At 74.4% G+C, this 21,852-nt stretch carries 23 protein-coding genes and 1 pseudogene; 13 read left to right on the top strand and 11 right to left on the bottom strand.

Translation table 11 applies throughout. From position 1 onward, the window contains the following. Positions 1–43: 43 nt before the first annotated feature. Positions 44–811: an SDR family NAD(P)-dependent oxidoreductase gene (locus IEZ04_RS16255; RefSeq protein ID WP_189217586.1), complete on the bottom strand. Its 768-nt coding sequence runs from the start codon at positions 809–811 to the stop codon at positions 44–46. 94 nt (positions 812–905) lie between these two features. Here IEZ04_RS16255 and IEZ04_RS16250 point away from each other — a divergent pair, with 94 nt between their 5' ends. The 5 genes from IEZ04_RS16250 (at position 906) to IEZ04_RS16230 (ending at position 5,392) form a co-directional block, all read left to right on the top strand. Next, on the top strand, positions 906–1,652 hold the full coding sequence (locus IEZ04_RS16250) for a response regulator transcription factor (RefSeq protein ID WP_189217585.1): 747 nt from the start codon (positions 906–908) through the stop codon (positions 1,650–1,652). Positions 1,653–1,831: 179 nt separating this feature from the next. Beyond that, positions 1,832–3,106, top strand: coding sequence for a cytochrome P450 (locus IEZ04_RS16245; protein WP_189217584.1), 1,275 nt, complete (start codon positions 1,832–1,834; stop codon positions 3,104–3,106). 62 nt (positions 3,107–3,168) lie between these two features. Continuing rightward, a complete protein-coding gene (locus IEZ04_RS16240; RefSeq protein ID WP_189217715.1) occupies positions 3,169–3,366 on the top strand; it encodes a ferredoxin in 198 nt (65 codons plus the stop codon). Then, positions 3,363–4,580 (top strand): NAD(P)/FAD-dependent oxidoreductase, encoded by a 1,218-nt coding sequence (locus IEZ04_RS16235; RefSeq protein WP_189217583.1) that lies wholly within the window; start codon positions 3,363–3,365, stop codon positions 4,578–4,580. The genes IEZ04_RS16240 and IEZ04_RS16235 overlap by 4 nt, the downstream gene beginning before the upstream one ends. Before the next feature lie 254 nt (positions 4,581–4,834). Next, the gene (locus tag IEZ04_RS16230; RefSeq protein WP_308429806.1) at positions 4,835–5,392 is read left to right on the top strand and encodes a PrpF domain-containing protein; all 558 of its coding nucleotides are present in this window, start codon (positions 4,835–4,837) and stop codon (positions 5,390–5,392) included. Between the two features lie 18 nt (positions 5,393–5,410). Here IEZ04_RS16230 and IEZ04_RS16225 read toward each other — a convergent pair whose 3' ends face one another. Continuing rightward, the gene (locus IEZ04_RS16225; RefSeq protein WP_229821060.1) at positions 5,411–6,370 is read right to left on the bottom strand and encodes a bile acid:sodium symporter family protein; all 960 of its coding nucleotides are present in this window, start codon (positions 6,368–6,370) and stop codon (positions 5,411–5,413) included. A 216-nt stretch (positions 6,371–6,586) separates the two neighbouring features. Between IEZ04_RS16225 and IEZ04_RS16220 the strand changes: the two genes are divergently transcribed. Both IEZ04_RS16220 and IEZ04_RS16215 read left to right on the top strand, forming a co-directional pair. Continuing rightward, positions 6,587–7,117: a MarR family winged helix-turn-helix transcriptional regulator gene (locus IEZ04_RS16220; RefSeq protein ID WP_189217581.1), complete on the top strand. Its 531-nt coding sequence runs from the start codon at positions 6,587–6,589 to the stop codon at positions 7,115–7,117. Positions 7,118–7,126: 9 nt separating this feature from the next. Beyond that, positions 7,127–7,654 (top strand): phosphatase domain-containing protein, encoded by a 528-nt coding sequence (locus IEZ04_RS16215; RefSeq protein ID WP_189217580.1) that lies wholly within the window; start codon positions 7,127–7,129, stop codon positions 7,652–7,654. A 105-nt stretch (positions 7,655–7,759) separates the two neighbouring features. Here the strand turns inward: IEZ04_RS16215 and IEZ04_RS16210 are convergent. From IEZ04_RS16210 to IEZ04_RS16185, 6 genes and pseudogenes are all read right to left on the bottom strand, one after another. Continuing rightward, positions 7,760–7,969 (bottom strand): annotated as a pseudogene (locus tag IEZ04_RS16210) (dodecin); the annotation flags it as partial. A gap of 109 nt (positions 7,970–8,078) precedes the next feature. Continuing rightward, positions 8,079–9,041 carry an L-histidine N(alpha)-methyltransferase gene (egtD, locus tag IEZ04_RS16205; protein WP_189217578.1) on the bottom strand — a complete coding sequence of 321 codons (963 nt, stop codon included), beginning with the start codon at positions 9,039–9,041 and terminating at the stop codon, positions 8,079–8,081. Further along, positions 9,038–9,886, bottom strand: coding sequence for an ergothioneine biosynthesis protein EgtC (egtC, locus tag IEZ04_RS16200; protein ID WP_189217577.1), 849 nt, complete (start codon positions 9,884–9,886; stop codon positions 9,038–9,040). The genes egtD and egtC overlap by 4 nt, the downstream gene beginning before the upstream one ends. Further along, positions 9,886–11,238 carry an ergothioneine biosynthesis protein EgtB gene (gene egtB / locus IEZ04_RS16195; RefSeq protein WP_189217576.1) on the bottom strand — a complete coding sequence of 451 codons (1,353 nt, stop codon included), beginning with the start codon at positions 11,236–11,238 and terminating at the stop codon, positions 9,886–9,888. Before egtB ends, egtC begins: the two co-directional genes overlap by 1 nt. Further along, positions 11,235–12,512, bottom strand: coding sequence for an ergothioneine biosynthesis glutamate--cysteine ligase EgtA (gene egtA, locus IEZ04_RS16190; RefSeq protein ID WP_189217575.1), 1,278 nt, complete (start codon positions 12,510–12,512; stop codon positions 11,235–11,237). Before egtA ends, egtB begins: the two co-directional genes overlap by 4 nt. Positions 12,513–12,870: 358 nt before the next feature. Continuing rightward, positions 12,871–13,317: a type II toxin-antitoxin system PemK/MazF family toxin gene (locus IEZ04_RS16185; RefSeq protein WP_189217574.1), complete on the bottom strand. Its 447-nt coding sequence runs from the start codon at positions 13,315–13,317 to the stop codon at positions 12,871–12,873. A 184-nt stretch (positions 13,318–13,501) separates the two neighbouring features. Here IEZ04_RS16185 and IEZ04_RS16180 point away from each other — a divergent pair, with 184 nt between their 5' ends. Continuing rightward, positions 13,502–14,536, top strand: coding sequence for a LacI family DNA-binding transcriptional regulator (locus IEZ04_RS16180; protein ID WP_189217573.1), 1,035 nt, complete (start codon positions 13,502–13,504; stop codon positions 14,534–14,536). Between the two features lie 101 nt (positions 14,537–14,637). Here the strand turns inward: IEZ04_RS16180 and trxA are convergent, their stop codons facing one another. Then, complete coding sequence (gene trxA, locus IEZ04_RS16175) at positions 14,638–15,063, bottom strand: thioredoxin (RefSeq protein ID WP_189217572.1); 426 nt, start codon at positions 15,061–15,063, stop codon at positions 14,638–14,640. A 149-nt stretch (positions 15,064–15,212) separates the two neighbouring features. Here trxA and IEZ04_RS16170 point away from each other — a divergent pair, with 149 nt between their 5' ends. Further along, positions 15,213–16,643, top strand: a complete 1,431-nt coding sequence (locus IEZ04_RS16170) for a dihydrolipoyl dehydrogenase family protein (protein WP_189217571.1) — start codon at positions 15,213–15,215, stop codon at positions 16,641–16,643. A 55-nt stretch (positions 16,644–16,698) separates the two neighbouring features. On the opposite strand, the gene IEZ04_RS16165 is transcribed toward IEZ04_RS16170, so the two are convergent. Beyond that, complete coding sequence (locus tag IEZ04_RS16165) at positions 16,699–17,310, bottom strand: peptide deformylase (RefSeq protein WP_229821084.1); 612 nt, start codon at positions 17,308–17,310, stop codon at positions 16,699–16,701. Positions 17,311–17,615: 305 nt separating this feature from the next. On the opposite strand from IEZ04_RS16165, the gene IEZ04_RS16160 reads away from it, so the two are divergent. Further along, positions 17,616–19,067: a PepSY-associated TM helix domain-containing protein gene (locus IEZ04_RS16160; RefSeq protein ID WP_189217569.1), complete on the top strand. Its 1,452-nt coding sequence runs from the start codon at positions 17,616–17,618 to the stop codon at positions 19,065–19,067. A 21-nt stretch (positions 19,068–19,088) separates the two neighbouring features. On the opposite strand, the gene IEZ04_RS16155 is transcribed toward IEZ04_RS16160, so the two are convergent. Next, positions 19,089–19,454, bottom strand: coding sequence for a tetratricopeptide repeat protein (locus IEZ04_RS16155; RefSeq protein ID WP_189217568.1), 366 nt, complete (start codon positions 19,452–19,454; stop codon positions 19,089–19,091). 157 nt (positions 19,455–19,611) lie between these two features. On the opposite strand from IEZ04_RS16155, the gene IEZ04_RS16150 reads away from it, so the two are divergent. The 3 genes from IEZ04_RS16150 (at position 19,612) to IEZ04_RS16140 (ending at position 21,812) form a co-directional block, all read left to right on the top strand. Beyond that, the gene (locus tag IEZ04_RS16150; protein WP_189217567.1) at positions 19,612–20,577 is read left to right on the top strand and encodes a pirin family protein; all 966 of its coding nucleotides are present in this window, start codon (positions 19,612–19,614) and stop codon (positions 20,575–20,577) included. A 67-nt stretch (positions 20,578–20,644) separates the two neighbouring features. Further along, entirely contained in the window at positions 20,645–21,067 is a 423-nt protein-coding gene (locus tag IEZ04_RS16145; RefSeq protein ID WP_189217566.1) for a CBS domain-containing protein, read from the top strand. A gap of 229 nt (positions 21,068–21,296) precedes the next feature. Then, positions 21,297–21,812 carry an NfeD C-terminal domain-containing protein gene (locus IEZ04_RS16140; RefSeq protein WP_189217565.1) on the top strand — a complete coding sequence of 172 codons (516 nt, stop codon included), beginning with the start codon at positions 21,297–21,299 and terminating at the stop codon, positions 21,810–21,812. Positions 21,813–21,852 lie beyond the last annotated feature (40 nt).

Genomic DNA, 21,852 nt, shown 5'->3' with positions numbered 1-21,852 from the left:
AGGGGGCGCCGGCGCGTCAACACCTCCGGCGCCCCGGGAGGCGTCAGACCGCGGCCCAGCCGTCGTCCACCGGCAGGACGGCACCGTTGACGAAGGCGGCGGCGTCCGAGGCGAGCCAGAGAATGGCGTCGGCCTGCTCCTCGGCGGTGCCCAGACGGCCGATGTTCGCGCCGATCAACCGGCCGATGAGAGCCGGGCCGTGGGCGTCGGGCGCCGCGTCGACCTGGATGCCGGTCGCGGTCGGGCCCGGGGCGATGGCGTTGGCGCGGATGTTCTGCTTGCGGTACATGACGGCGAGGTTCTTCACCAGGCCGACCACGCCGTGCTTGGAGGCGGTGTACGCGGCGCCCGCGGCGCCGCCGCGCAGCCCGGCCTCGGAGGCGGTGAAGACGACCGAGCCGCCGCCCGCCGCGAGCATGTGCGGCAGCGCCGCCCGGGTGAGCAGGAAGGGTGCCGTCAGATTGACCCGGATGACCCGCTCCCACTCGGCGTCGTCGGTCTCGCCCAGGGCCGACATGCGGTCCATGATCCCGGCGTTGTTCACCAGGACGTCCAGTGTGCCGAACTCCTCGACCGCCCGCGTGACGACCTGGTCGGCCACCTGCCGGTCGCTCAGGTCGCCGACGACCGCGAGGCCGGTCCCGCCGGCCTTCTCGATCTCCTGGACGGTCTCCGCGGCGCCCGTGGGGTTCAGATCGGCGACGAGCACCTTCGCGCCCGCCCGTGCGAACTTCACGGCCGCGGCCCGGCCGATGCCGGAGCCCGCCCCGGTGACGACGACGCCGCGTCCCGCAAGACCGGTCTCGGTCATGCTGTCACTCCGTTCTCCCGAAGGAGGGGGGATAATTACTTGAGTTGGGCAAGCATATGCGGCGTACTTGACTCAAGTGATCAGTGGGGTGTGCATGTACGGCAGCGTCGGTGAGAAGACCGAGCAGGCGTGGGATGCCCGTGAGGGAGGGCGGCAGGTGCTGATCGCCGTCGACGATCCGGGCACCCTGGAGCTGCTCACCACGACCGTGGGCCTGGCGGGTTACCGGACCGAGGCGGCCGGAAGCAGGGACGCGGTGCTGGACCGGCTCGCGGACGGGGGGTGCGATCTCGTCATCCTCGACTCGGCGCTGCCCGGCCTCCGGCCGCTGGAGGAGGGGCGCCGCATGGACCCCGCGGACCGCCCGGCCGTCCTCCTTCTCGTGCCGACCGACTCCCTGAGCAGAATCGTGCCGGAACTCGGGTGGGAGGCGACGGACTACGTGACCAAACCCCTGCGCATCGCCGAAGTGCTCGCCCGTATGCAGGTGCTGCTGCGCGGTACCGGCGGCACGGACGGCGCGCCCCGGGGCGGCGTGCTGGAGTGCGGCGGCCTCGCGCTGGACGACACCACGTGCCGGGCGCGCCGCGGACGGCGGGTGCTCGACCTCACCCCCGCCGAGTACCGGTTGCTGCGCCACCTCCTGGTCAACGTCAACAAGGTGCTCTCCAAGGAGCAGATCGCCCGGTACGTGTGGGGGGAGTACCGCGGCGACAATGCGATCGAGCAACTCGTCTCCCGGCTGCGGCGCAAGGTCGACCAGGGCGGACCGGCGCTGATCCACACCCGCCGGGGCTTCGGCTACTGGCTGGGGGCGGAGGTCAACCACCGCTCCGCCTGAGCCGGTTGAGGGCCCGGTCGTGCCCGGTTCGGTCAGCTGGTGTGGCGTCGGTCACGTCAGCCTTCTGTCAGGGAACTGACGGGGGGCCGTCAGTCCGCTCTGTTTGCATGTGCTCATCGAGGCCTCGATCGTCACCCGGCGCTCCGCCCCGGCGGAGCCCCCACCACCGAGGAGAGCTCATGGCCGACATCGCCGGTACCACGGCCGGTTCCGCGCCCGAGGCGTACGAAGCGCCCCAGGCGCCGGACTCGGTCCCCGACTTCCCCATGCCGAGGGCGGCCCGCTGCCCGTTCGACCCGCCGCCGGCGCTCAAGGAGCTCCAGGAGAAGGCGATCCAGGAGGGCGCGCCGCTCACCCGGGTGCGGCTGTGGGACGGCAGCACCCCCTGGCTGGTCACCCGCTACGCCGAGCAGCGCGCGCTGCTCGCCGACCCGAGGGTCAGCGCCGACTTCACCCGCCCCGGCTACCCGAACAGGGCGCCGCGGTCCGAGGGAGGCGGCGGCCTCGGCTTCATCCTGATGGACGACCCCGAACACGCCCGCCTGCGCCGCATGGTGACGGCGCCGTTCGCCATCAAGCGGGTCGAGGCGATGCGCCCGGCCGTCCAGAAGATCGTCGACGACCTCATCGACGACATGCTCGCCGGCCCCAACCCGGTCGACCTGGTCGAGGCGTTCGCCCTGCCGGTGCCCTCCCTGGTGATCTGCGAACTGCTCGGCGTGCCGTACGCGGACCACGACTTCTTCCAGCACAACACCAAGATCATGATCAACCGCGTCTCGGCCCCGGAGGAGCGGGCCGCCGCCGTCCAGGAACTCGCCGGCTACCTGGGCCGGCTGGTCGGCGAGCGGCTCGCTGACCCCACCGACGACCTGCTGTCCGGGCTGGCCGAGCGGGTCGGGGCCGGCGAACTCACCCACCGGCAGGCCGCGGAGACGGCGGTCCTGCTGCTGGTCGCCGGGCACGAGACCACCGCCAACATGATCGCGCTCGGCACCGCCACGCTGCTCGAACACCCCGACCAGCTGGCCCTGCTGCGCGAGAGCGACGACCCGAAGCTGGTCGCCGGAGCCGTCGAGGAACTGCTGCGCTATCTGAACATCACCCATACCGGCCGCAGCCGCGCGGTGACGGAGGACATCGAGATCGCCGGTCAGACCGTCCGCGCCGGTGAGGGCCTCATCGTGCCCAACGAGATCGGCAACCGCGACCCCGAGGTGTTCCCCGACCCCGACCGGCTCGACCTGCGCCGCGACGCCCGGCGCCACGTGGCGTTCGGCTTCGGGGTGCACCAGTGCCTGGGCCAGCCGCTGGCCCGCATGGAGCTCCAGGTCGTCTACGGCACCCTCTACCGGCGCATCCCCACCCTGCGCCTGGCCACCGGCATCGAGAACGTCCCGTTCAAGCACGACGGCTTCGTGTACGGCGTCCACGAGCTGCCCGTGGCGTGGTGACCGCCACGACCACACCCCCCACCCACGATCACCCGATCACCGCGAGGAACGAGGACATGAGCATGCGTGTGGAACTGGACGAGCCGAAGTGCGTCGCGTCGGGGCAGTGCGTGATGGCCGCCCCCGAGGTGTTCGACCAGCGTGACGAGGACGGCATCGCGATCCTCCTGGAGGAACGGCCCGGCGAGGAACTCCTCGACGGCGTACGGGACGCCGTGGCGGTGTGCCCCGCGGTGGCGATCCGCCTGGTGGAGCAGTGAGCCGGACCCCCGCGGAGGCAGGGCGCGCGCCGCGGCGCGTCGTCGTCGTCGGCGCCTCGGCCGCCGGACTGGCCGCCGCCGAGACGCTCCGCCGCGAGGGGTACGACGGCACGCTCACCCTGGTCGGTGACGAGGCCCGTGCGCCGTACGACCGGCCCCCGCTGTCCAAGCGGCTGCTGTCGGGCGAGTGGGAGCCGGACCGGCTCGCGCTGCGGGCGCCCGCCGACCTGGACGCGCTCGGCCTGGACCTCCGTCTCGGCACCGCCGCCACCGCGCTGGACGTGCCGGACCGTACGGTGCGTCTCGCGGACGGCTCGGCGGTGCCGTACGACGGGCTGGTCGTGGCCACCGGCGTACGGCCGCGCCGGCTCCCGGGGGACGAGCGCGCGCACGTGCTGCGCACCCTGGACGACGCCCTGGCCCTGCGGGACCGCATCCGGCCGGGGTGCCGTCTGCTCGTGGTGGGTGCCGGGTTCCTCGGGGCGGAGGCCGCCGCCGTCGCCCGGCAGGCCGGCTGCGAGGTGACGGTGCTGGAGCCGGCCGCGGTGCCGCTGGCCCACGCGGTCGGCGAGCGGGTCGGGCGCGTGCTGTCGGAGGCCCACCGCGAGCACGGCGTCGACCTGCGCACCGGGGTCGCCGTGCGCGAGGTGACCGCCGGCGGGGTGCGGACGGCGGACGGCGAGCACATCGCGGGCGACGAGGTGCTGGTGGCCGCCGGTTCGCTGCCGAACACCGAGTGGCTCGCCGGCAGTGGGCTGACCGTCCGCGACGGCCTGGTGTGCGACGCGTACTGCGCCGCCGCGCCGGACGTGTACGCGGCCGGGGACGTCGCCCGCTGGGACCACCCGCTGTTCGGCACCTCGGTGCGGATCGAGCACCGTACCAACGCGGCCGAACAGGGCATGGCCGCCGCCCGCAACCTGCTCCGCCCCGAGGCGCGCAGACCGTTCGCCCCGGTGCCGTACTTCTGGTCGGACCAGTACGACGTGAAGGTGCAGGCGTACGGGTGGCTGCGCGGCCACGAGGAGGTCGCCGTCGTCGAGGGCGACCTGTCCGCGCGCCGGTTCGTCGCCCTGTACCGGAGCGGCGGCCACGTGACCGGCGTGCTCGCGGCCGGGATGCCGCCGCGGGCGATCCGGTCCTGGCGGCAGGCCGTCGCGACCCGCGCGACCTGGCAGGAGACGGTGGAGAACACCACGGCCGCCGCCACGTGACACATGTCCACGGACAGGACAGATGACGAGATGCCCACCCCCCACGAGCCGCCCCCCGGTACCTCCCGGATTCCGGCCCCGGACCCGGAAGAGCCGGGTCTCGGCCCGGAGGAACTGCGGGCCCGCTACCGCGCCGAGCGCGACCGGCGCGTCCGGCCCGACGGGCCGTCGTCATCGGGTTCCCGCAGGGCGCCGCTCCGCTGCTGCCCACCGGCTCCGCCCGCGACACCGTCGCCGGCACCGAGGTGACCTGCGTGGACAACGGGATGCCCACGGTGCTGGTACCGGCGTCCGCCCTCGGGGTCACCGGCTACGAGACGCCCGGGGAACTGGAGGGGAACCAGCAGCTCGCCGGCCGTCTGCAGGAGGTCCGGTCGGCGGCCGGCCGCCTGATGGGCCTCGGCGACGTCGAGGGCACCACCGTGCCCAAGCCCACCCTGCTCGCCCCGCCCCGCGACGGCGGCGCGGTCATGACGCGCACCTTCGTCCCGGTGCGCTGCCACGCCTCCACCGGCGTCCTGGGCGCCGCGAGCGTGGCGGCCGGGCCGTTCGCCCCCGGCGGGGTGGCGGAGGGGATCGCGAAGCTCCCGGGCGGCCCCGGAGCGGGCGGCCGTGTCCGCGTCGAGCACCCCACCGGTTACCTGGACCCCGACCCCGACCTCGACCTCGACACCGGCCCCGGGCCCGGGGCAGTCGCCGTTCCCGGTCCGGTGGTGCGCCGTACCGCCGTCGCGCGCACCGCACGCAGGATCTTCTACGGCACGGTCTTCCCGCGGCCCGCCGGGACGGCACCCGTCTCCCCGGGCGCCTAGTCCGCCCGGTTCCCCGGCTCAGCGCCCCCGGCGGGACAGCCAGGCGGCGGCCAGGGCGCCGGAGACGTTGTGCCAGACGGAGAAGACCGCGGCCGGCAGCGCGGCCAGCGGGCTGAAGTGGGCGGTGGCCAGGGAGGCGGCGAGCCCGGAGTTCTGCATGCCGACCTCGAAGGCCATGGCACGGCTCCCGGGTTCGCCGAGCCGGCCGAGCCGTCCCGCGCCGTACCCGAGCAGCAGCCCGAGCCCGTTGTGCAGAACGACGGCGAGGAAGACGAGTCCGGCCGCCGACCTGATGGCGTCCGCGCTGCCCGCCACCACCACGATCACGATCACGGCGATCGTCAGCGCGGACAGCCAGGGCAGCACCGGCAGCGCCCGCTGCACGTACCGGCCCGCCAGGAGCCGTACGACGAGACCCGCGAGGACCGGCAGCAGGACCGTCTTGAGGATGTCGGCGACCATGGACCCGGCGTCCACCGGAAGGTACGAGCCGGCCAACAGCAGCGTCAGCGGCGGGGTCACCAGGGGCGCGACGAGCGTGGAGACGGTGGCCACGGAGACGGACAGGGCGACGTCGCCGCGCGCCAGGTAGGTCACCACGTTGGACGCGGTGCCGCTGGGGGCGCAGCCGACGAGGATCACACCGGCGGCGAGCTGCGGCGGGAGCTGGAGCAGATGGGCGACGGCCCAGCCGAGCCCCGGCATGATCACGTAGTGCGCCACCAGCCCGAGGGCCACCGCCCAGGGCCGCCTGGCGACTCCCCGGAAGTCCTCCGGGGTCATCGTGATGCCCATGCAGAACATCACGACGCCCAGCAGGTAGGGCACCGCCTCGCCCCAGCCGTCGAAGCTCCCCGGCAGCAGCAGGCCGAGGGCGCCGGCCGCGAGGACGAGGATCGGGAAGACGGTGACGGCGCGGCGCGCGGAGCGGTCGCCGCCGGCGCCGTGACCGGTGCGTGCGGGTTGTTCGGTTCTCACCGTGCGAGACAACGCCTGGTGGGAGGCGTGACGCAAGACCGTCTCGCGATGTGATCACCGTGGTACCGGCATGTGACGCATACCGCGTCCCGCGCGCCGCGGTCGGCAGTCCCGCCGTCCGGCGTACCCGCCGCTCCGCGTCCACGGCGAACACCTCGCAGCCCGTCCGGTGGGCGCTTTAGTTGAGTAAGGCAACGATAAGGTAAAGTGAGGTCCATGCCCACACCACCGCGCCCCGCCGTCCCCGCTTCCCCGGAAGTGATCGACATAGAGCGCGCCTTCTCCCGCATCACCTATCTGGGCACGCGTGCCCGCCAGCACGAGAAGCTCATGGCGCGCGCCGGAGTACCGCTCGACCGCGCCGCCGTGGCGCTGCTGCGGCAGATGGCCGACTCCGGACCGCTGCGCCCGGGGGAGCTGGCCAACCGGCTCGGTGTGGAGGCCTCCCACGTCACCCGGCAGGTGCAGCAGTTGCTGAGGACCGGCTACGTGGACCGCGTCCCCGACCCCGACGACCGCCGCGCCCAGCGCATCCAGCTCACCGAGGCCGGCCGGGACGCGGTCCACCGCATCCGCGAGGCGGGCGTACAGGGCATGCAGACGGCCCTGTCCGGCTGGTCGCCCGAGGAGCTCGGACAGCTCGCCGCCCTCTTCCACCGCATGGTCGACGACTTCCTCACCGCGGCCGAGGCGGACGACGCCCCGGAGGCCGCAGCGCCCCTGCGAGGCGCGACCGGAACCGCCTGAGGGGACGCGATGACCCGGACGGCCCGGAACAGCGGGCCGCGGGCCGCCGCCCACCACGGCGACCGGCCGCTCGCCGTGTTCGACCTGGACAACACCCTCGCCGACACCGCGCACCGGCAGCACCACCTGGAGCGGAGGCCGCGGAACTGGGACGCGTTCTTCGCGGCCGCGCCGCACGATCCGCCGCTGGCCGAGGGCGTGGCCCTGGCGCACGAGGCGGCGCGCGAGTGCGAGGTGCTGTACCTGACCGGGCGGCCGGAGCGCTGCCGCCGCGACACGCTGGACTGGCTCACCGCCCACGGCCTGCCCGAGGGCCGCGTCCTCATGCGGCGGAACGACGACCGCAGGCCCGCCCGCCGCACCAAGCTGGAGATCCTCCAGCGCCTCGCCCGCACCCGTGCCGTCCGGGTGCTCGTGGACGACGACGAACTGGTCTGCGAGGACGCCGAACGGGCGGGCTTCACCGTCGTACGGGCGCGCTGGGCCGCCCCGTCGGCCGCGCTGAGGACGGCGCAGGAGCGGGAAGGGCGGACCTGAGCGGACCCGCCGAGGCCTCGGCGGACCCGTAGGACCTCAACCGCTCTCCCCCCTCTCCGCCCGCTCTCCGCTCCCCGCCCGCTCTCCGCTCCCCGCCCGCTCTCCGCTCTCCTCCAGCCGGAAGCCCACCTTCAGACCGACCTGGTAGTGCTTGACCCGGCCGTTGTCGAGATAGCCCCTGACCTGCGTGACCTCGAACCAGTCCAGATTGCGCAGGGTCTGCGAGGCGCGCGAGACGGCGTTGCGGATGGCCTGGTCGACACCGTCGGGCGAGGTGCCGACGATCTCCGTGACGCGGTACGTGTGGTCGGACATGCGGCAGTCTCCTCTCGGCCGTGGCCGGTGTGCCACGCGTCACTCCACGGTGCCGCAGGGCGCCGCGCTCCGCGAGGCGGCGCCCGGGGCGCCGCCCCGCGTCAGGGGGTCATCCGGCCACGCTCAGCGACAGCGCGAACCGCTTCTCCCGGTCGGTCCACCAGCGCCGCAGTTCCAGACCCGCGGCGGCGAGCTCGGCCCGTACGCCGTTCTCGCGGAACTTGGCCGAGACCTCGGTGCGCAGCTCCTCCCCGGCGGCGAAGTCGACGGCGAGGTCGAGCGCCGGGATCTTCACGGTCTGCGCGGCCCTGGCCCGCAGCCGCATCTCGATCCACTCCCGTTCCGAGTCCCACCGCGCGACGTGGTCGAAGGCGTCGGGATCGAAGTCCGCGCCGAGCTCCCGGTTCAGGACGGACAGCACGTTCTTGTCGAACCGGGCCGTCACCCCGGCCGCGTCGTCGTACGCGGCGACCAGCACCGCCGGGTCCTTGACCAGGTCCGTGCCGAGCAGCAGCGCGTCGCCGGGCGACAGCAGGGCGCGGACGGAGGCCAGGAAGGCGGCGCGTCCATCGGGCAGCAGATTGCCGATCGTGCCGCCGAGGAACGCCACCAGCCGCGGGCCGGGCAGGCCGGGCAGCACCAGCTCATGGGTGAAGTCGGCGATCAGCGCGTGCACCAGCAGCCCCGGCCGTTCGGCGACGAGGGCCTCGCCCGCCTGCCGCAGCGCGCTCTCACTGACGTCGACCGGCACGTACGCGCGCAGGCCGGGCATGGCGTCGAGCAGGTGCCGGGTCTTGTCGGAGGAGCCGGAGCCCAGCTCGACCAGGGTCCGGGCACCGGCCACGGCGGCGATCTCCGGGGCGCGGGCGAGCAGGATCTCGCGTTCGGCGCGCGTCGGGTAGTACTCGGGGAGTTCGGTGATGCGCTCGAACAGCTCGCTGCCGTGCGCGTCGTAGAACCACTTCGGCGGCAGGGTCTTCGGGGTGCCGGTGAGGCCCTCGAGGACGTCGGCGCGCAGGGCCGCGCCCGTGGCGTCCTCGGGCAGGGTGCGGGTGAGGAGGAAGGGGCTCACGCGTTCGGCTCCTTGGGAGACGGTTCCTGGGGAGACGGGGGAGACGGGGGAGACGGGGGAGACGATGGAGCGGACGCCATGTCGACGTGGACGTCCTCGGGGTCCTTCAGCGGGGTGAGCAGCACGTCCGTGCCGCTCGCCGCGAGCAGTGTGCGGTCGGGGACCTCCCGCCAGCGCGGGTCGTCGTCGTACGGCTCCGAGGCGACGACGACGCCGCGGTGCGGCTCGGCGAGGTACCACAGCGTGTCGCCCCACGCGGTGGCGGTGATCGTCGCGCCGTCGGTGAGCAGCAGGTTGAGGCGGGAGCCGGGCGCCGCCCGGGCGACCTCCAGCACCGTGTCGGCGAGCGCCTGGCCCTCGCCGTCACCGGTGCGCAGCCGGTCGAGGACCAGCGCCCAGACGAGGGCCGAGTCGGAGCGTGCCTCCATGGACAGCAGCTCCGTCGCGGGCAGGTCCCGGGCGAGACCGGCGAGCGAGCGCGGCCAGCCGGTGACGGCGCCGTTGTGGCTGAACAGCCAGGTCCCGGCGGCGAACGGGGCCGCCGCGGCCTCCCCGTCCGGGCTCGCCACGGTCGCGTCCCGGACGGCGCCGAGCAGCGCGCTGGTCCGTACGACCCGGGCGAGGTCCTGGAAGGACGCGTCGCCCCAGACCGGCCCGGAGCGCCGGTACCGCGCGGGCACCGGGTCGCCCTGCGCGTACCAGCCGATCCCGAACCCGTCGGCGTTGACGGTCCCGTACCGCTGCCGCCGCGGCGCCCACGACTGCCGGAACAGGCTGTGCGGCGGGTCGGACAGCAGTCGGCCGATCGGCTGCTCGGCCCCCACGTACGCCAGATGACGGCACATCAGACGGCCTCCGCGTCGCGGGCCGTGCGGAACCCGCTGAAGATCTGCCGGCGGACCGGGTAGTCCCAGTTGCGGAACGTGCCCCGGCAGGCCACCTGGTCCACGGCGAACGAGCCGCCGCGCAGCACCTTGTACTCGGGGCCGAAGAACACCTCCGAGTACTCCTTGTACGGGAACGCCGTGAACCCCGGATAGGGCGCGAAGTCGCTCGCCGTCCACTCCCACACGTCCCCCATCAACTGCCGGACCCCCAGCGGTGATTCCCCGGCCGGGTAGGAGCCCGCAGGGGCCGGCCGCAGATGGCGCTGGCCCAGGTTGGCGTGCTCGGGACCGGGGTCGGCGTCGCCCCACGGGTAGCGGCGGGAGCGGCCGGACGCCGGGTCGTGGCGGGCCGCCTTCTCCCACTCGGCCTCGGTCGGCAGCCGCCGCCCGGCCCAGCGCGCGTACGCGTCGGCCTCGTACCAGGACACGTGCAGCACCGGCTCGTCCGCCGGTACGGGCTCGGTGACGCCGAACCGGCGCCGCAGCCACTGCCCGCCCTCACGGCGCCAGAACAGGGGCGCGGTGATGCCGTGCCGCCGGATGTGGTCCCAGCCCTCGGGCGCCCACCAGCGGGGGTCGTCGTAGCCGCCGTCCTCGACGAACGCCCGGTAGGCGCCGTTCGTGACGGGGGTGGTGTCGATGTGGAAGGCGGCCACCGTACGCCGGTGTGCGGGCCGTTCGTTGTCGAGGGCCCAGGGCTCGGTGGACGTGCCCATGGTGAACGGGCCGCCCGGCACCAGGACCTCGGACGGTCCCGTGAACGGGGGAGCGGGCGCGGGGTCCGCCGCGGTCAGGGCGGCGGCTCCCTTGCGCAGCTGATGGGTGATCAGCATCGTCTCGTCGTGCTGCTGCTCGTGCTGGGCGACCATCCCGAAGGCGAAGCCGGCCTCGGTGAGCCGGTCACCGTGGAACGCCGTGCCCTCCAGCACGTCGAGGGCGCGGCCGCGCACCTCGTGCACGTACCGGCGGGCCTCCGCGGGCGGCAGCAGCGGCAGCGAGGGCCGCTCGGCGCGCGGGTGCTCGAAGGCGTCGTACAGGCCGTCGATCTCGGGCCGTATCGCCTCCCGGCCGCCGACGGTGCGCAGCAGCCACTGCTCCTCCTGGTTGCCGATGTGCGCGAGGTCCCACACCAGCGGTGACATCAGCGGCGAGTGCTGGGCGGTCAGCTCGGGGTCCTCGACGCAGGAGGTGAGCAGCGCGGTCCGGGCGCGGGCCGTGAGCAGCGCGTCGAGCGCGCGTTCCCGGAGCGCCTCGGGGTCCGGGTCGCCCGGGGCGGGGGTGCCGGAGCCGGTCGGGTGCGGGCTGGTCATGTCCGGATGTCCTTCCCGTGCAGCGAACTGAGCAGATCGTCGGCGGGGCAGCGGCCCCGGGCCACGTACCGGTCGGTGAAGGCGGCGACGGCGTCCCGTACGCCGGGTGCGGCGCCCAGCCGGGGCAGGGCCTCCAGCGCCGCGTGGAAGCAGACGAGCGCCGCCTCGCGCAGCTCGGGGTCGGCGAGGCCCGAGCGGGCCGCCGCGGTCCACAGGGCGTTGCGCGGAGCGGGCCGGGCGCCGGCCCGCTCGGCGAGCGGTTTGACGGTGCGGTAGGCGGTCTCGGCGGCCTCCGCGTCGTCGAACAGGGCCGCCGTCACGGCCAGCGGCACGATCCACCCGTCCTCGCCGGGCTGGGCGTCGAGCATGCGCAGTTCGAGGTGGCCGCGGGGCCGTACCGGCGGGAACAGGGTGGTCAGGTGGTAGTCGAGGTCCGCGCGGGTCGGCGGCGTGGCGGACCGGGTCCACGCGCGGAAGGTCAGGTCCTCCGGGACGGCCCAGGGCCCGCCGTCCTCGGTCCGCACGCACATCACGGGCGCGTCCAGGACGTAGCGGGCCCAGGCGGCCCGCGGTTCGCGGTCGAGCGGCGGGGCGGTGGTCCGGCCGGGGTCCATCGCCGCCCACAGGGACTGCCGCGTGGAACGCCAGCCGGTGGGGCGGCCCCGGACCAGGGGCGAGTGCGCGAACGCGGCCAGCAGCACGGCGCCCAGCTGGTGGGCCAGCCACCAGCGCCGCCCGTGACCGAGCGGGCCGGGCTCCTCGTACCCGGCGTCCAGGCACACCTGGACGGAGGCGGAGGAGCACATCATGGCCCGGCCCTCCGGGCCGAAGCGGTCGAGGTAGGCCTCCATCGCGTCGTACCGGGGCTCGCGGAGGTATCTCTCCGGGGGGTTCCAGGGATCGTGGCCGTGGCCGCCGAGGGCGAGGCCCTCCTCGCGCAGGACGGCGCGGACGGCGGCGAGGTCGTCCGAGACGGACCGGACGACGTCCGTCAGGGAGGCGGCGGGCGCCGAGCTGAGCTCGAGCTGGCCGCCGGGCTCGACGGTGAGAGCCGAGGAGAGGGACAGGGGCCGCAGCGCGGCGTAGGCCGCCCGCAGCCGTTCGGGCGAGGCGCGGAGCCACGGTCGCCGCAGCTCGTGGACGTGCCATTCCAGTTCGACACCGAGGGCACGGGGCGGGCCGGTCTTGAAGCAGATGCCGTGGACCAGCGCTTCCGCCTCGCCCTCGGTGACGGGAGAACGGGACTCGGTACAGCCGCCGGCAGAGTCAGACATGTCGGGATCCTCCTGAGATTCCAGCATGCCGCCGCCGGTCCGGGACCGGGTGGGCCGGACCGGCAACGCTCGTCCCACCCAAAACCCTCCGGACGCTTCGCACAAGGGCGCGGCGAACGCCCGGCGGCACCGCGGAACCCCGCCACCGGAACCGGAGGACGGAGCTTCCCGTTCCGTCGACGACGCCCGGACCAGGTGATTCCGTCACGGCGCGCATCAGCGGGGCCCAGGATGCGGGGATGAGGGCAATGCGGGAGAGCGCAGGGGGAGTTGCGGAAGTGACGGGAGACACATCCCGGGGCGCGCGTCGGGAGGCGGAGGGCGCGGGGCGGCCCGGAGACGGTCCCGCGGCGGGCGGTCAGCGCCGGCCGTGGCGCTCCCGCAGCCGGTGCACCACCAGGTTGAAGCGCATCCGGTCGAGCGCGCACGCCTCGCGTCGCATGCCCGCCTCGTGCAGCCGCAGCAGCCGGTCCACGGCCACCCACGAGGGGCGCCCGGAGCGGTCCCACGGGCCGCTGCCGATCGGCACCCGGTCGCGGTCACCGTCGCGGCGCCTGCTGGAGAGCTGGACGGCCAGCAGGGTGCCGCCCGGTTCCCGGGCCACCACGAGCACGGGCCGGTCCTTGCCGCGCCCGTCGTTCTCCTCGTACGGCACCCAGGTCCAGACGATCTCGCCGGGGTCGGGGTCGCCGTCGTGCGCGGGCGCGTACTCGGTGCGCACCCGGCCCACCGTGCGGGGATCGGCCTCGGTGGTCGCGGCGGGGCCGGAGCGGCCGGGAGTGTCCCGGGTGTCGAACGCAGTCACGGGGGACACGGTAGAGGTGCGGTGATCCGCCCCGCCGACCGGGTGGGCCACGGGGGGCTCGCACGGCGCGCGCCGGCGGACGGCCGGTACCGCGATCCGCGCCGCCCCCGTGACGTGCACGGCTGCGACACCAAGTCCCCCCGTACCGACGGACGTTCCCGCTTCTGCAAGGATGCGGTACGTCATGGTGCAGATACCGAATCAGCCCGCTCCGCCGTCGCCCGCACACCGTTCCGTGCCGACGAGTGCCGATGTGGCGCGCCTGGCGGGTGTGTCCCGAGCGACCGTCAGTTACGTCCTCAACAACACCAGCGCCGTCCGGATCAGCGAACCCACGCGCCGCCGGGTGCACGAGGCCGCCAAGGAACTCGGGTACGTCCCGCACGCGGCGGCGCGCAGCCTGCGCGCCGGGCACAGCCGCATGGTCCTGATGCCCGCTCCCCGCGTCCCCGTGGGCCCGCTCTACAGCCGTTTCTTCGACGAACTCCAGTGGTCCCTGAGCCGGCTCGACTACACGGTCGTGCAGTACGGCGGCGTCGGCCTGCACGGCGACGAGGCCGCCCGCGCCTGGGCCGAGCTGCGTCCCGTCGCCGTCATCGTGCCCGACGAGGGCCTCGGCCCGAAGGGCGTGGCCGTCCTCAAGCGCTCCGGCGCCCGCGCCGTCGTCACGATGGGCCCGGAGCACGTCGAGGGCGCGCACGCACTCGTCATGGACCACCAGGAGGTCGGACGCGCGGCCGGGGCCCATCTCCTGGACCGGGGCCGCCGCCGATTAGGGGTCGTCGTGCCGGAGGCACGGGGGCTCGACGTGTTCTCCCGGCCCCGGCTCGCCGGTGTGCGACGGGCCGTACGGGGGACCGACGCGACCGTCACCGAACTGCCGCTCGCGTACGAGGAGGAGGCCGCGGCCCGGCTCGCCGCACGCTGGCGCTCCCTCGGCCTGGACGCCGTGTTCGCCTACAACGACGAGTACGCGATGCTGCTGATGCGGGCACTGCAGGACGAGGGGATCGACGTCCCCGGGGAGACGGCCCTGCTGGGCGCCGACGACCTGGTGCTCGGCCGGCTGCTGCGGCCCCGCCTCAGCACGGTCCACCTGCGCCTGCCGGCCGGCCGCGACCTCGCCGAACTGGTCGACCGCGTGGTCCGCGACCCCACCGCGGTGCCCGAGACGCACGAGGTGCTCGGCTCCCGGGTGGTGCACCGGGAGTCGAGCTGAGGGAACCCGCGGGCGGAACCCGCCGGGCGGGCGCCCGGTCCGCGGAGCCCGCCGGACCGGGAGTTCCCGCTCCGTACGCCCGCCGCCCGCGGGGAGATGCTTTACCGCGCGGTCTGGTCCGGACCGCCCTGTCCCGTCTCGGGGCGGCCGTTCTGACGGGCCTGGGCCTGCTGTTCGGCGACCGCCTTGCGGACCTCGTCCATGTCCAGCCGGCGGGCCTGGCCGATGACGTCCGCCAGGGCGGCCTCCGGCAGGGCGCCCGGCTGCGCGAACACGGCGACCTGGTCACGGACGATCATCAGGGTCGGGATCGACTGGATGCCGAAGGCCGCGGCCAGCTCGGGCTGCGCCTCGGTGTCCACCTTGCCGAACACCAGGTCCGGGTTCTCGTCGGCGGCCTTCTCGTAGACGGGGGCGAACTGCCGGCACGGCCCGCACCACGACGCCCAGAAGTCGATCAGGACGAACTCGTTGTCCGTGACCGTCTGGTCGAAGTTGTCCTTGGTGAGCTCCACGGTGCTGCTCATGGCGTACATCCCTCTTCCTGGATCGGGGGCCCGGGAAAGGCCGGTGGCGACAACGGCGTCCGTCCACGGGGTATTCCGTGCGCGCACCGATGTTCTCCGCGCGCGTACCCGTGTGGCGGTCCGCGCACACCGACGACCAGACTGGGCCCATGACGGAAACGGAATCCAACGTGTACGACGTCGTGGTGCTCGGGGCCGGACCCGTGGGGGAGAACGTCGCGGACCGTACGCGCGCGGCCGGTCTCACCACCGCGATCGTGGAGAGCGAGCTCGTCGGCGGCGAGTGTTCGTACTGGGCGTGCATGCCCAGCAAGGCCCTCCTGCGCCCGGTGATCGCCCACGCCGACGCCCGCCGCACACCCGGGCTGCGGCACCTCGTGGAGGGCCCCCTCGACACCGCCGCGGTCCTCGCCCACCGGGACGACCACACCTCCCGCTGGAAGGACGACGGCCAGGTCCAGTGGCTCGAGAGCGTCGGTGTCGACCTGTACCGCGGGCACGGGCGCCTGGACGGGCCCCGCCGGGTCACGGTCGAGGGCCCGGACGGCGAGCGGCGGGTGCTGACCGCCCGGCACGCCGTCGCCGTCTGCACCGGCAGCCGCGCCGTACTGCCCGGCCTGCCGGGCCTGGACGCGGTGAAGCCGTGGACGAGCCGCGAGGCCACGAGCGCCAAGGAGGCGCCCGGCCGGCTGGTCGTGGTCGGCGGCGGCGTCGTGGGCGCGGAGATGGCCACGGCCTGGCAGGGGCTCGGCTCGAAGGTGACGCTCCTCGTCCGGGGCAAGGGCCTGCTGCCCCGGATGGAACCCTTCGCCGGGGAGCTGGTGGCCGAGGCGCTCACGGAGGCGGGCGCGGACGTCCGCACGGGTACGTCGGTCGAGTCCGTCACCCGGGAGGACGGGACGGTCGTGGTCGTCACGGACGGCGGTGACCGCATCGAGGCCGACGAGATCCTCTTCGCCACCGGCCGCGCGCCCCGCACGGACGACATCGGCCTCGACACCGTCGGCCTCGAACCCGGTTCCTGGCTGCCCGTCGAGGACAGCCTCCAGGTGCCGGACGTCCCGTGGCTGTACGCGGTCGGGGACGTCAACCGGCGCGCTCTCCTCACCCACCAGGGCAAGTACCAGGCGCGCATCGCGGGTGCCGCGATCGCCGCCCGCGCGGCCGGCACCCCGCCGCTGACCGAGCCCTGGGGCGCCCACGCCGCCACCGCCGACCACGCGGCCGTGCCCCAGGTCGTCTTCACCGACCCGGAGGCGGCGTCCGTCGGCCTGTCCCTCGCCGAGGCGGAGCGGGCGGGCCACCGCGTCCGCGCCGTCGACTTCGACCTGGGCTCCGTCGCCGGGGCGGGACTGTACGCCGACGGCTACAAGGGGCGCGCCCGTATGGTCGTCGACCTGGAACGGGAGATCGTCCTCGGCGTCACCTTCGTCGGCCCCGGCGTCGGCGAACTCATCCACTCGGCGACCGTCGCGGTCGTCGGCGAGGTGCCGATCGGCCGACTGTGGCACGCCGTGCCCTCGTACCCGACGATCAGCGAGGTGTGGCTGCGGCTGCTGGAGGCGTTCCGCGACTCCTGATCCCCGTCGGCCGGGCCCGGTCCTGATCCCCGTCGGCCGGGCCCGGTCCGGCGGCTCAGTCCGGCAGCGGGAAACCCAGTGCCCGTGCGGCGCGGCGCGGGGCGGGGTCGTTCCACAGCTCCGCCACCGCCTGGTTCGTGGACAGGGAGCGCAGCTCCGCGCGGTCCAGGTACAGGGTGCCCGCCAGATGGTCCGTCTCGTGCTGGACGATGCGCGCGGGCCAGCCCGAGAACTCCTCGTCCACCGGCCGGCCGTGCTCGTCCAGGGCCGTGAGGCGCACCCGGGCGGGCCGGTCCACCACGGCCTGCCAGCCCGGCACGCTCAGGCAGCCCTCGAAGAAGGCGGCACGGCCGGTGCCGACCGGTTCGTACGACGGGTTGACGAGCACCCGGAACGGCAGGGGCACCCGGCCGCGCGCGAGGCGCACCTCCTCGGGGACGGGCGCCGGGTCCTCGACGACCGCGATCCGCAGGGGGACCCCCACCTGCGGCGCGGCCAGACCGACCCCCGGCGCGGCGTGCATCGTCGCCCGCAGCGCGGCCAGGAACCGGTTCAGGAGGCCCGCGTCCAGCTGTCCGTCGTAGGGCTCGGCGGGGCGGCGCAGCACCGGGTCGCCCGCGGCGACGATCGGCAACGGGCCCTCGTGGGAGAGGAGTTGCTCGACCATGTCGCGGAGCGGCAGGGCGGGGCCGGACGGCCGGGACGGCCGGAGGGGACGGGAGGTGGTGCCGGTCGGGGCCGGGGACGCCGTGCGGTCGCTGTCGGAAGCCATCGCGCCAGCATGCCAAGACCCGCCGCGTGCCGCGAGGCGCCTCGCGGACGGACGGCGGGGACAGTCCTCGCCGGGGTACCCCCGGCGTCCCGGGTGTGACGCAGGTCACCAATTCGCCCGGGAACCCACGGGCTTGGCGGTCCGACTACTGAAGCGCCCCACCGCCCCCACCGTCCCCTGCGTCCCTGGAGGACCCGCCGATGTCCACCGCTCCCTCGGCAGAGAAGGACGATCTCCCCGAGAACCCCGAGCAAGGCGCGTCCCCGGAGAAGGACACCGAGGAGGGCGCCTCGCCCGGGCCGGCCGCCCGCACGTCCGGAACACGGGCCGCGCTCACCGCGCTCGTCCTGCGGCTGCACTTCTACGCCGGTGTGCTCGTCGCGCCGTTCCTGCTGGTCGCCGCGTTGACCGGCACGCTGTACGCGGCCTCGTTCCAGATCGAAAGAATCGTGTACGCGGACGAGCTGACCGTCCCGGCCGGCGAGCGCAAGCTCCCGATCTCGGAACAGGTGGCCGCCGCGCGCGAGGCGCACCCCGAGGGAACCGTCGCCGCCGTACGGCCGTCGCCGGAGGACGACGCCACGACCCGGGTGATGCTGTCCGGGGTGCCCGGCGTCGACGAGGGGGACACGCTCGCGGTGTTCGTCGACCCGTACACCGCCGAGGTGCGCGGGTCGCTCGACCAGTACGGGTCGACCGGTGCCCTGCCGGTACGGACCTGGATCGACAAGTTCCACCGCGATCTCCACCTCGGCGAGAGCGGCCGGCTCTACAGCGAACTCGCGGCCAGCTGGCTGTGGGTGATCGCGGCCGGCGGACTGGTGCTGTGGTTCGGCCGCCGCCGCGCACGGCGCAAGGTGCGCGGCACGAGCGGGCGGCGCCGCGTCCTCGGCCTGCACGGCACCGTCGGCGTCTGGGCCGCCGTGGGCTTCTTCTTCCTGTCGGCGACCGGGCTGACCTGGTCGGCGTATGCCGGGACGAACATCGCCACCCTGCGCACCGAGATCGACCAGGCGACTCCGGCGATCTCGGCGTCGGTCGGCGACCACGCGGCGCACCAGGGTCACGGCGGCGCCGGGGAGCCGGCGAACGCCGCGCACGAGGGCGACCTCGACGACATCCTCGCCGCCGCGCGCGCCGAGGGGCTCGGCGACCCCGTGGAGATCGTGCCGCCCGCCGACGCGTCCACCGGGTACGTCGTGCAGCAGGTCCAGCGCAGCTGGCCCACCAAGCAGGACGCCGTGGCCGTGGACCCGCTGACCAACGAGGTGACGGACTCGATCCGGTTCGACGACTTCCCGGTCCTCGCCAAGCTCGCCCGCTGGGGCATCGACGCCCACACCGGCATCCTCTTCGGCCTGCCCAACCAGCTCCTCCTGATGACCCTCGGCCTCTCGCTGGTCGTCCTGATCCTCCTCGGCTACCGCATGTGGTGGCAGCGGGGGCGCGGGTCGGCCTTCGGCCGGCCCGTCCCCCGGGGCGCCTGGCAGCAGGTGCCCCCGCAGATCCTGGTCCCCGCGCTGGCGGCGATCGCCGTGCTCGGCTATTTCGTGCCGCTCCTGGGCATCTCGCTCGCGGCGTTCATCGTGGTGGACGTCGTGCTCGGCGAGATCGCGTACCGGCGGGGCAAGCGGTCGTACGCCGCCCGGTAGCGGGCGGCGCACGGGCGTCCGTCACCGGGCGGCGGGGACTCCGGTCCGTTCGAAGTCGCCCGCGAGGGCGGAGGCGATCCGCAGGTGCTGCTCCGCCTCCCCGGGCCGCCCCTGCCGCTGGAGCGTGCGCCCGAGCATCAGCCGGGCGTAGTGCTCCACCGGGTCCCGCTCCACGATGACCCGCAACTCGTTCTCCGCGCGGCGCAGTTGGGCCGAGTGGTAGTAGGAGCGGGCCAGCAGCAGCCGTGGTCCGGTCTGCTCCGGCACCTCCTCGACCAGTCCGACGAGCACGCGCGCCGCGGCGGCGTAGTTCCTGGCGTCGAAGAACAGCCGTGCCCGCTCCCAGCGCTCCGCGGCCGTCCCGTGCTCGTAGTACTCCGTGTCCACCTGTGGCCTCCTTCGTCCTCCGGTGGCGTACAACCGCACGAGTCTGTTGAACATTCCACTACCTTGGCGGCGCCCGGGGTGCCCTCGGCCCTGGCGGCGGGTGGCGGACCGGGCGAGCACCTGACGGGCGGGCTCCGGCGGGTCTAGGTTGGGCGGTATGAGCAACCTTGACCGGGTGGCGGTCCCCGCGGTGTGCGGCGGCCGGGGATTCGTGGTGGCGGAACCGGTGCGCGAGCTCCTCAGTCCCCGGCGGACGAGGCTCGGCGAGACCACCGAGGTGCGCCGGCTGCTGCCCAACCTGGGCCGGCGCATGGTCGGAGCCTGGTGCTTCATCGACCACTACGGGCCGGACGACATCGCCGACGAGCCCGGCATGCGGGTCCCGCCGCACCCCCACACCGGGCTCCAGACGGTCAGCTGGCTGCACGAGGGCGAGGTGCTGCACCGCGACTCCACGGGCGGCCTCGCGACGATCCGCCCGCGCGAACTGGGCCTGATGACCTCCGGCCGGGCGGTCAGCCATTCCGAGGAGAGCCCCCGGTCGCACGCCCGCTCCCTGCACGGCGCCCAGCTCTGGGTCGCGCTGCCGGACCGCCACCGGCACGCCGATCCGCGCTTCGAGCACCACACGGACCTGCCGGTGGTGACGGCGCCGGGGCTGAGGGCGACGCTGATCCTGGGCGCCGTCGACGGCACCGTCTCGCCCGGTTCGACGTACACCCCGCTCGTCGGCGCCGATCTCGCGCTCGCCCGCGGTGCCGACGTGACGCTGCCGCTGGAACCGGACTTCGAGTACGCGGTCCTCTCCATGTCCGGCGAGGCGTACGTGGACGGCGTGCCCGTGACGCCCGGCTCGATGCTCTACCTCGGCTGCGGCCGCGCCGGACTGCCCCTGCGTTCCGACACCGGCGCGGGCCTGATGCTGCTCGGCGGCGAGCCGTTCGAGGAAGAGCTGATCATGTGGTGGAACTTCGTCGGACGCAGCCAGGCGGAGATCGAACAGGCGCGTACGGACTGGACGACGGGCTCCCGCTTCGGAGTGGTGGACGGGTACGACGGCGCGCCCCTGCCCGCTCCCGACCTTCCGCAGCAGCCGCTGAAGGCACGCGGGAGGGTGCGCTGACCGGCGTGCGGGGCCTTGGGGCCATGGGGTACCCGGGGGCGAGGCAACCCCTGAGGAGGACGGAACCATGACCCAGTACGTGCGCGACATCATGACCGGCCACCCGGTGACCGTCGAACCCCTGACATCGGTGCGTGCGGTGGCGCGGCTGATGCGGGACCAGGACCTCGGAGCCGTCCTCGTCACGGAGGGCGACCGGCTGCGCGGCCTGGTCAGCGACCGTGACCTGGTGGTCCGGGCCCTCGCGGAGGACGGCGACCCGGACGACACGACCGTGGCCGGCGCCTGCAGCGAGGACCTCGTCACCGTCGGCCCCGACGACACCCTGGACGACGCGGTACGGCTGATGCGCGAACACTCCGTGCGCCGCCTCCCGGTCGTCGAGGACGGACGGCACCCGGTGGGCATCGTCTCCCTCGGCGACATGGCCATGGAACGCGACGAGCGGTCGGCACTCGCCGACATCAGCGCCGCGAGGCCGAACCAGTAGACCGCTGTGGACCCGTCATGGGTCCGCCCGGCTCGGCGGGCCCGCCGGGGCGGGACAGCACCTCCGCCGCGGGGCGGGGCGCCGGCCCGCGCCCCGCCCCGCGGCCGTGCACGAAAGCGGCATCAAGACCGCGTTAAGACTGCCGGAACCAGGCAATGTGACGAACTCCGTTCACATGTGAACATGCGGACACCGGCCGGACGACGAGCGGAAGAGGCGGTGAGCGCGGATGGCCTGGTTTCTCGGTGTGGGCATCGTGGGGGTCGTGCTCCTCGCCTTCTCCCTCCTCCTCGACGGCCTCCTCGAAGGGCTCCTCGACGGCTCGGGCCTCCTGGACGGCCTCTTCGACGGGTTGCTGTCGCTGCCGGTGATCGCGAGCTTCGTGTCCATGGCCGGCTTCGCGGGCGCCATCGCCCTCGGCACCACGGACGTGGGCGCCCTCGGCGCCGTCGCGGTCGGGGTGCCGGCCGGGATCGCCACGGGCTGGGTGACCTACCGGCTCTGCCGCGCCCTGATGGACGACCGCTCGGGCGCCGCCCCGCGCGGCGACGACCTGATCGGGACGCCCGGCCGCGTGGTCACGGCCATCCCCGCCGACGGCTACGGCGAAGTCCTCGTCCGCCTGGGCGGGCAGCCGGTGAAACTCGCCGCGAAGAGCCCGGTCGCCGTCACCCGCGGTGCCGACGTCTGGGTCGCCGAGGCCCTGTCCCGGACAGCCGTCTCCGTACGCCCCGTCGAACGCTGACTCGGCGCGCCCGCACCCGCGGCGCCGGACGTCCGTCCGC

It is taken from the genome of Streptomyces ruber, from assembly GCF_014648075.1.
GTDB classification, from domain to species: Bacteria; Actinomycetota; Actinomycetes; order Streptomycetales; family Streptomycetaceae; genus Streptomyces; species Streptomyces ruber.
Note: the sequence above shows the minus strand (reverse complement) of the source record. Positions and strands in the feature narration are given on the sequence as shown.

Bases quoted from the DNA above. Each gene is read 5' to 3' on its own strand.
- IEZ04_RS16255 (WP_189217586.1), bottom strand. From the start codon at position 811: ATGACCGAGACCGGTCTTGCGGGACGCGGCGTCGTCGTCACCGGGGCG.
- IEZ04_RS16250 (WP_189217585.1), top strand. From the start codon at position 906: ATGTACGGCAGCGTCGGTGAGAAGACCGAGCAGGCGTGGGATGCCCGT.
- IEZ04_RS16245 (WP_189217584.1), top strand. From the start codon at position 1,832: ATGGCCGACATCGCCGGTACCACGGCCGGTTCCGCGCCCGAGGCGTAC.
- IEZ04_RS16240 (WP_189217715.1), top strand. From the start codon at position 3,169: ATGCGTGTGGAACTGGACGAGCCGAAGTGCGTCGCGTCGGGGCAGTGC.
- IEZ04_RS16220 (WP_189217581.1), top strand. From the start codon at position 6,587: ATGCCCACACCACCGCGCCCCGCCGTCCCCGCTTCCCCGGAAGTGATC.
- IEZ04_RS16215 (WP_189217580.1), top strand. From the start codon at position 7,127: ATGACCCGGACGGCCCGGAACAGCGGGCCGCGGGCCGCCGCCCACCAC.
- egtC (WP_189217577.1), bottom strand. From the start codon at position 9,886: ATGTGCCGTCATCTGGCGTACGTGGGGGCCGAGCAGCCGATCGGCCGA.
- egtB (WP_189217576.1), bottom strand. From the start codon at position 11,238: ATGACCAGCCCGCACCCGACCGGCTCCGGCACCCCCGCCCCGGGCGAC.
- egtA (WP_189217575.1), bottom strand. From the start codon at position 12,512: ATGTCTGACTCTGCCGGCGGCTGTACCGAGTCCCGTTCTCCCGTCACC.
- IEZ04_RS16180 (WP_189217573.1), top strand. From the start codon at position 13,502: ATGGTGCAGATACCGAATCAGCCCGCTCCGCCGTCGCCCGCACACCGT.
- trxA (WP_189217572.1), bottom strand. From the start codon at position 15,063: ATGAGCAGCACCGTGGAGCTCACCAAGGACAACTTCGACCAGACGGTC.
- IEZ04_RS16170 (WP_189217571.1), top strand. From the start codon at position 15,213: ATGACGGAAACGGAATCCAACGTGTACGACGTCGTGGTGCTCGGGGCC.
- IEZ04_RS16165 (WP_229821084.1), bottom strand. From the start codon at position 17,310: ATGGTCGAGCAACTCCTCTCCCACGAGGGCCCGTTGCCGATCGTCGCC.
- IEZ04_RS16160 (WP_189217569.1), top strand. From the start codon at position 17,616: ATGTCCACCGCTCCCTCGGCAGAGAAGGACGATCTCCCCGAGAACCCC.
- IEZ04_RS16150 (WP_189217567.1), top strand. From the start codon at position 19,612: ATGAGCAACCTTGACCGGGTGGCGGTCCCCGCGGTGTGCGGCGGCCGG.
- IEZ04_RS16145 (WP_189217566.1), top strand. From the start codon at position 20,645: ATGACCCAGTACGTGCGCGACATCATGACCGGCCACCCGGTGACCGTC.
- IEZ04_RS16140 (WP_189217565.1), top strand. From the start codon at position 21,297: ATGGCCTGGTTTCTCGGTGTGGGCATCGTGGGGGTCGTGCTCCTCGCC.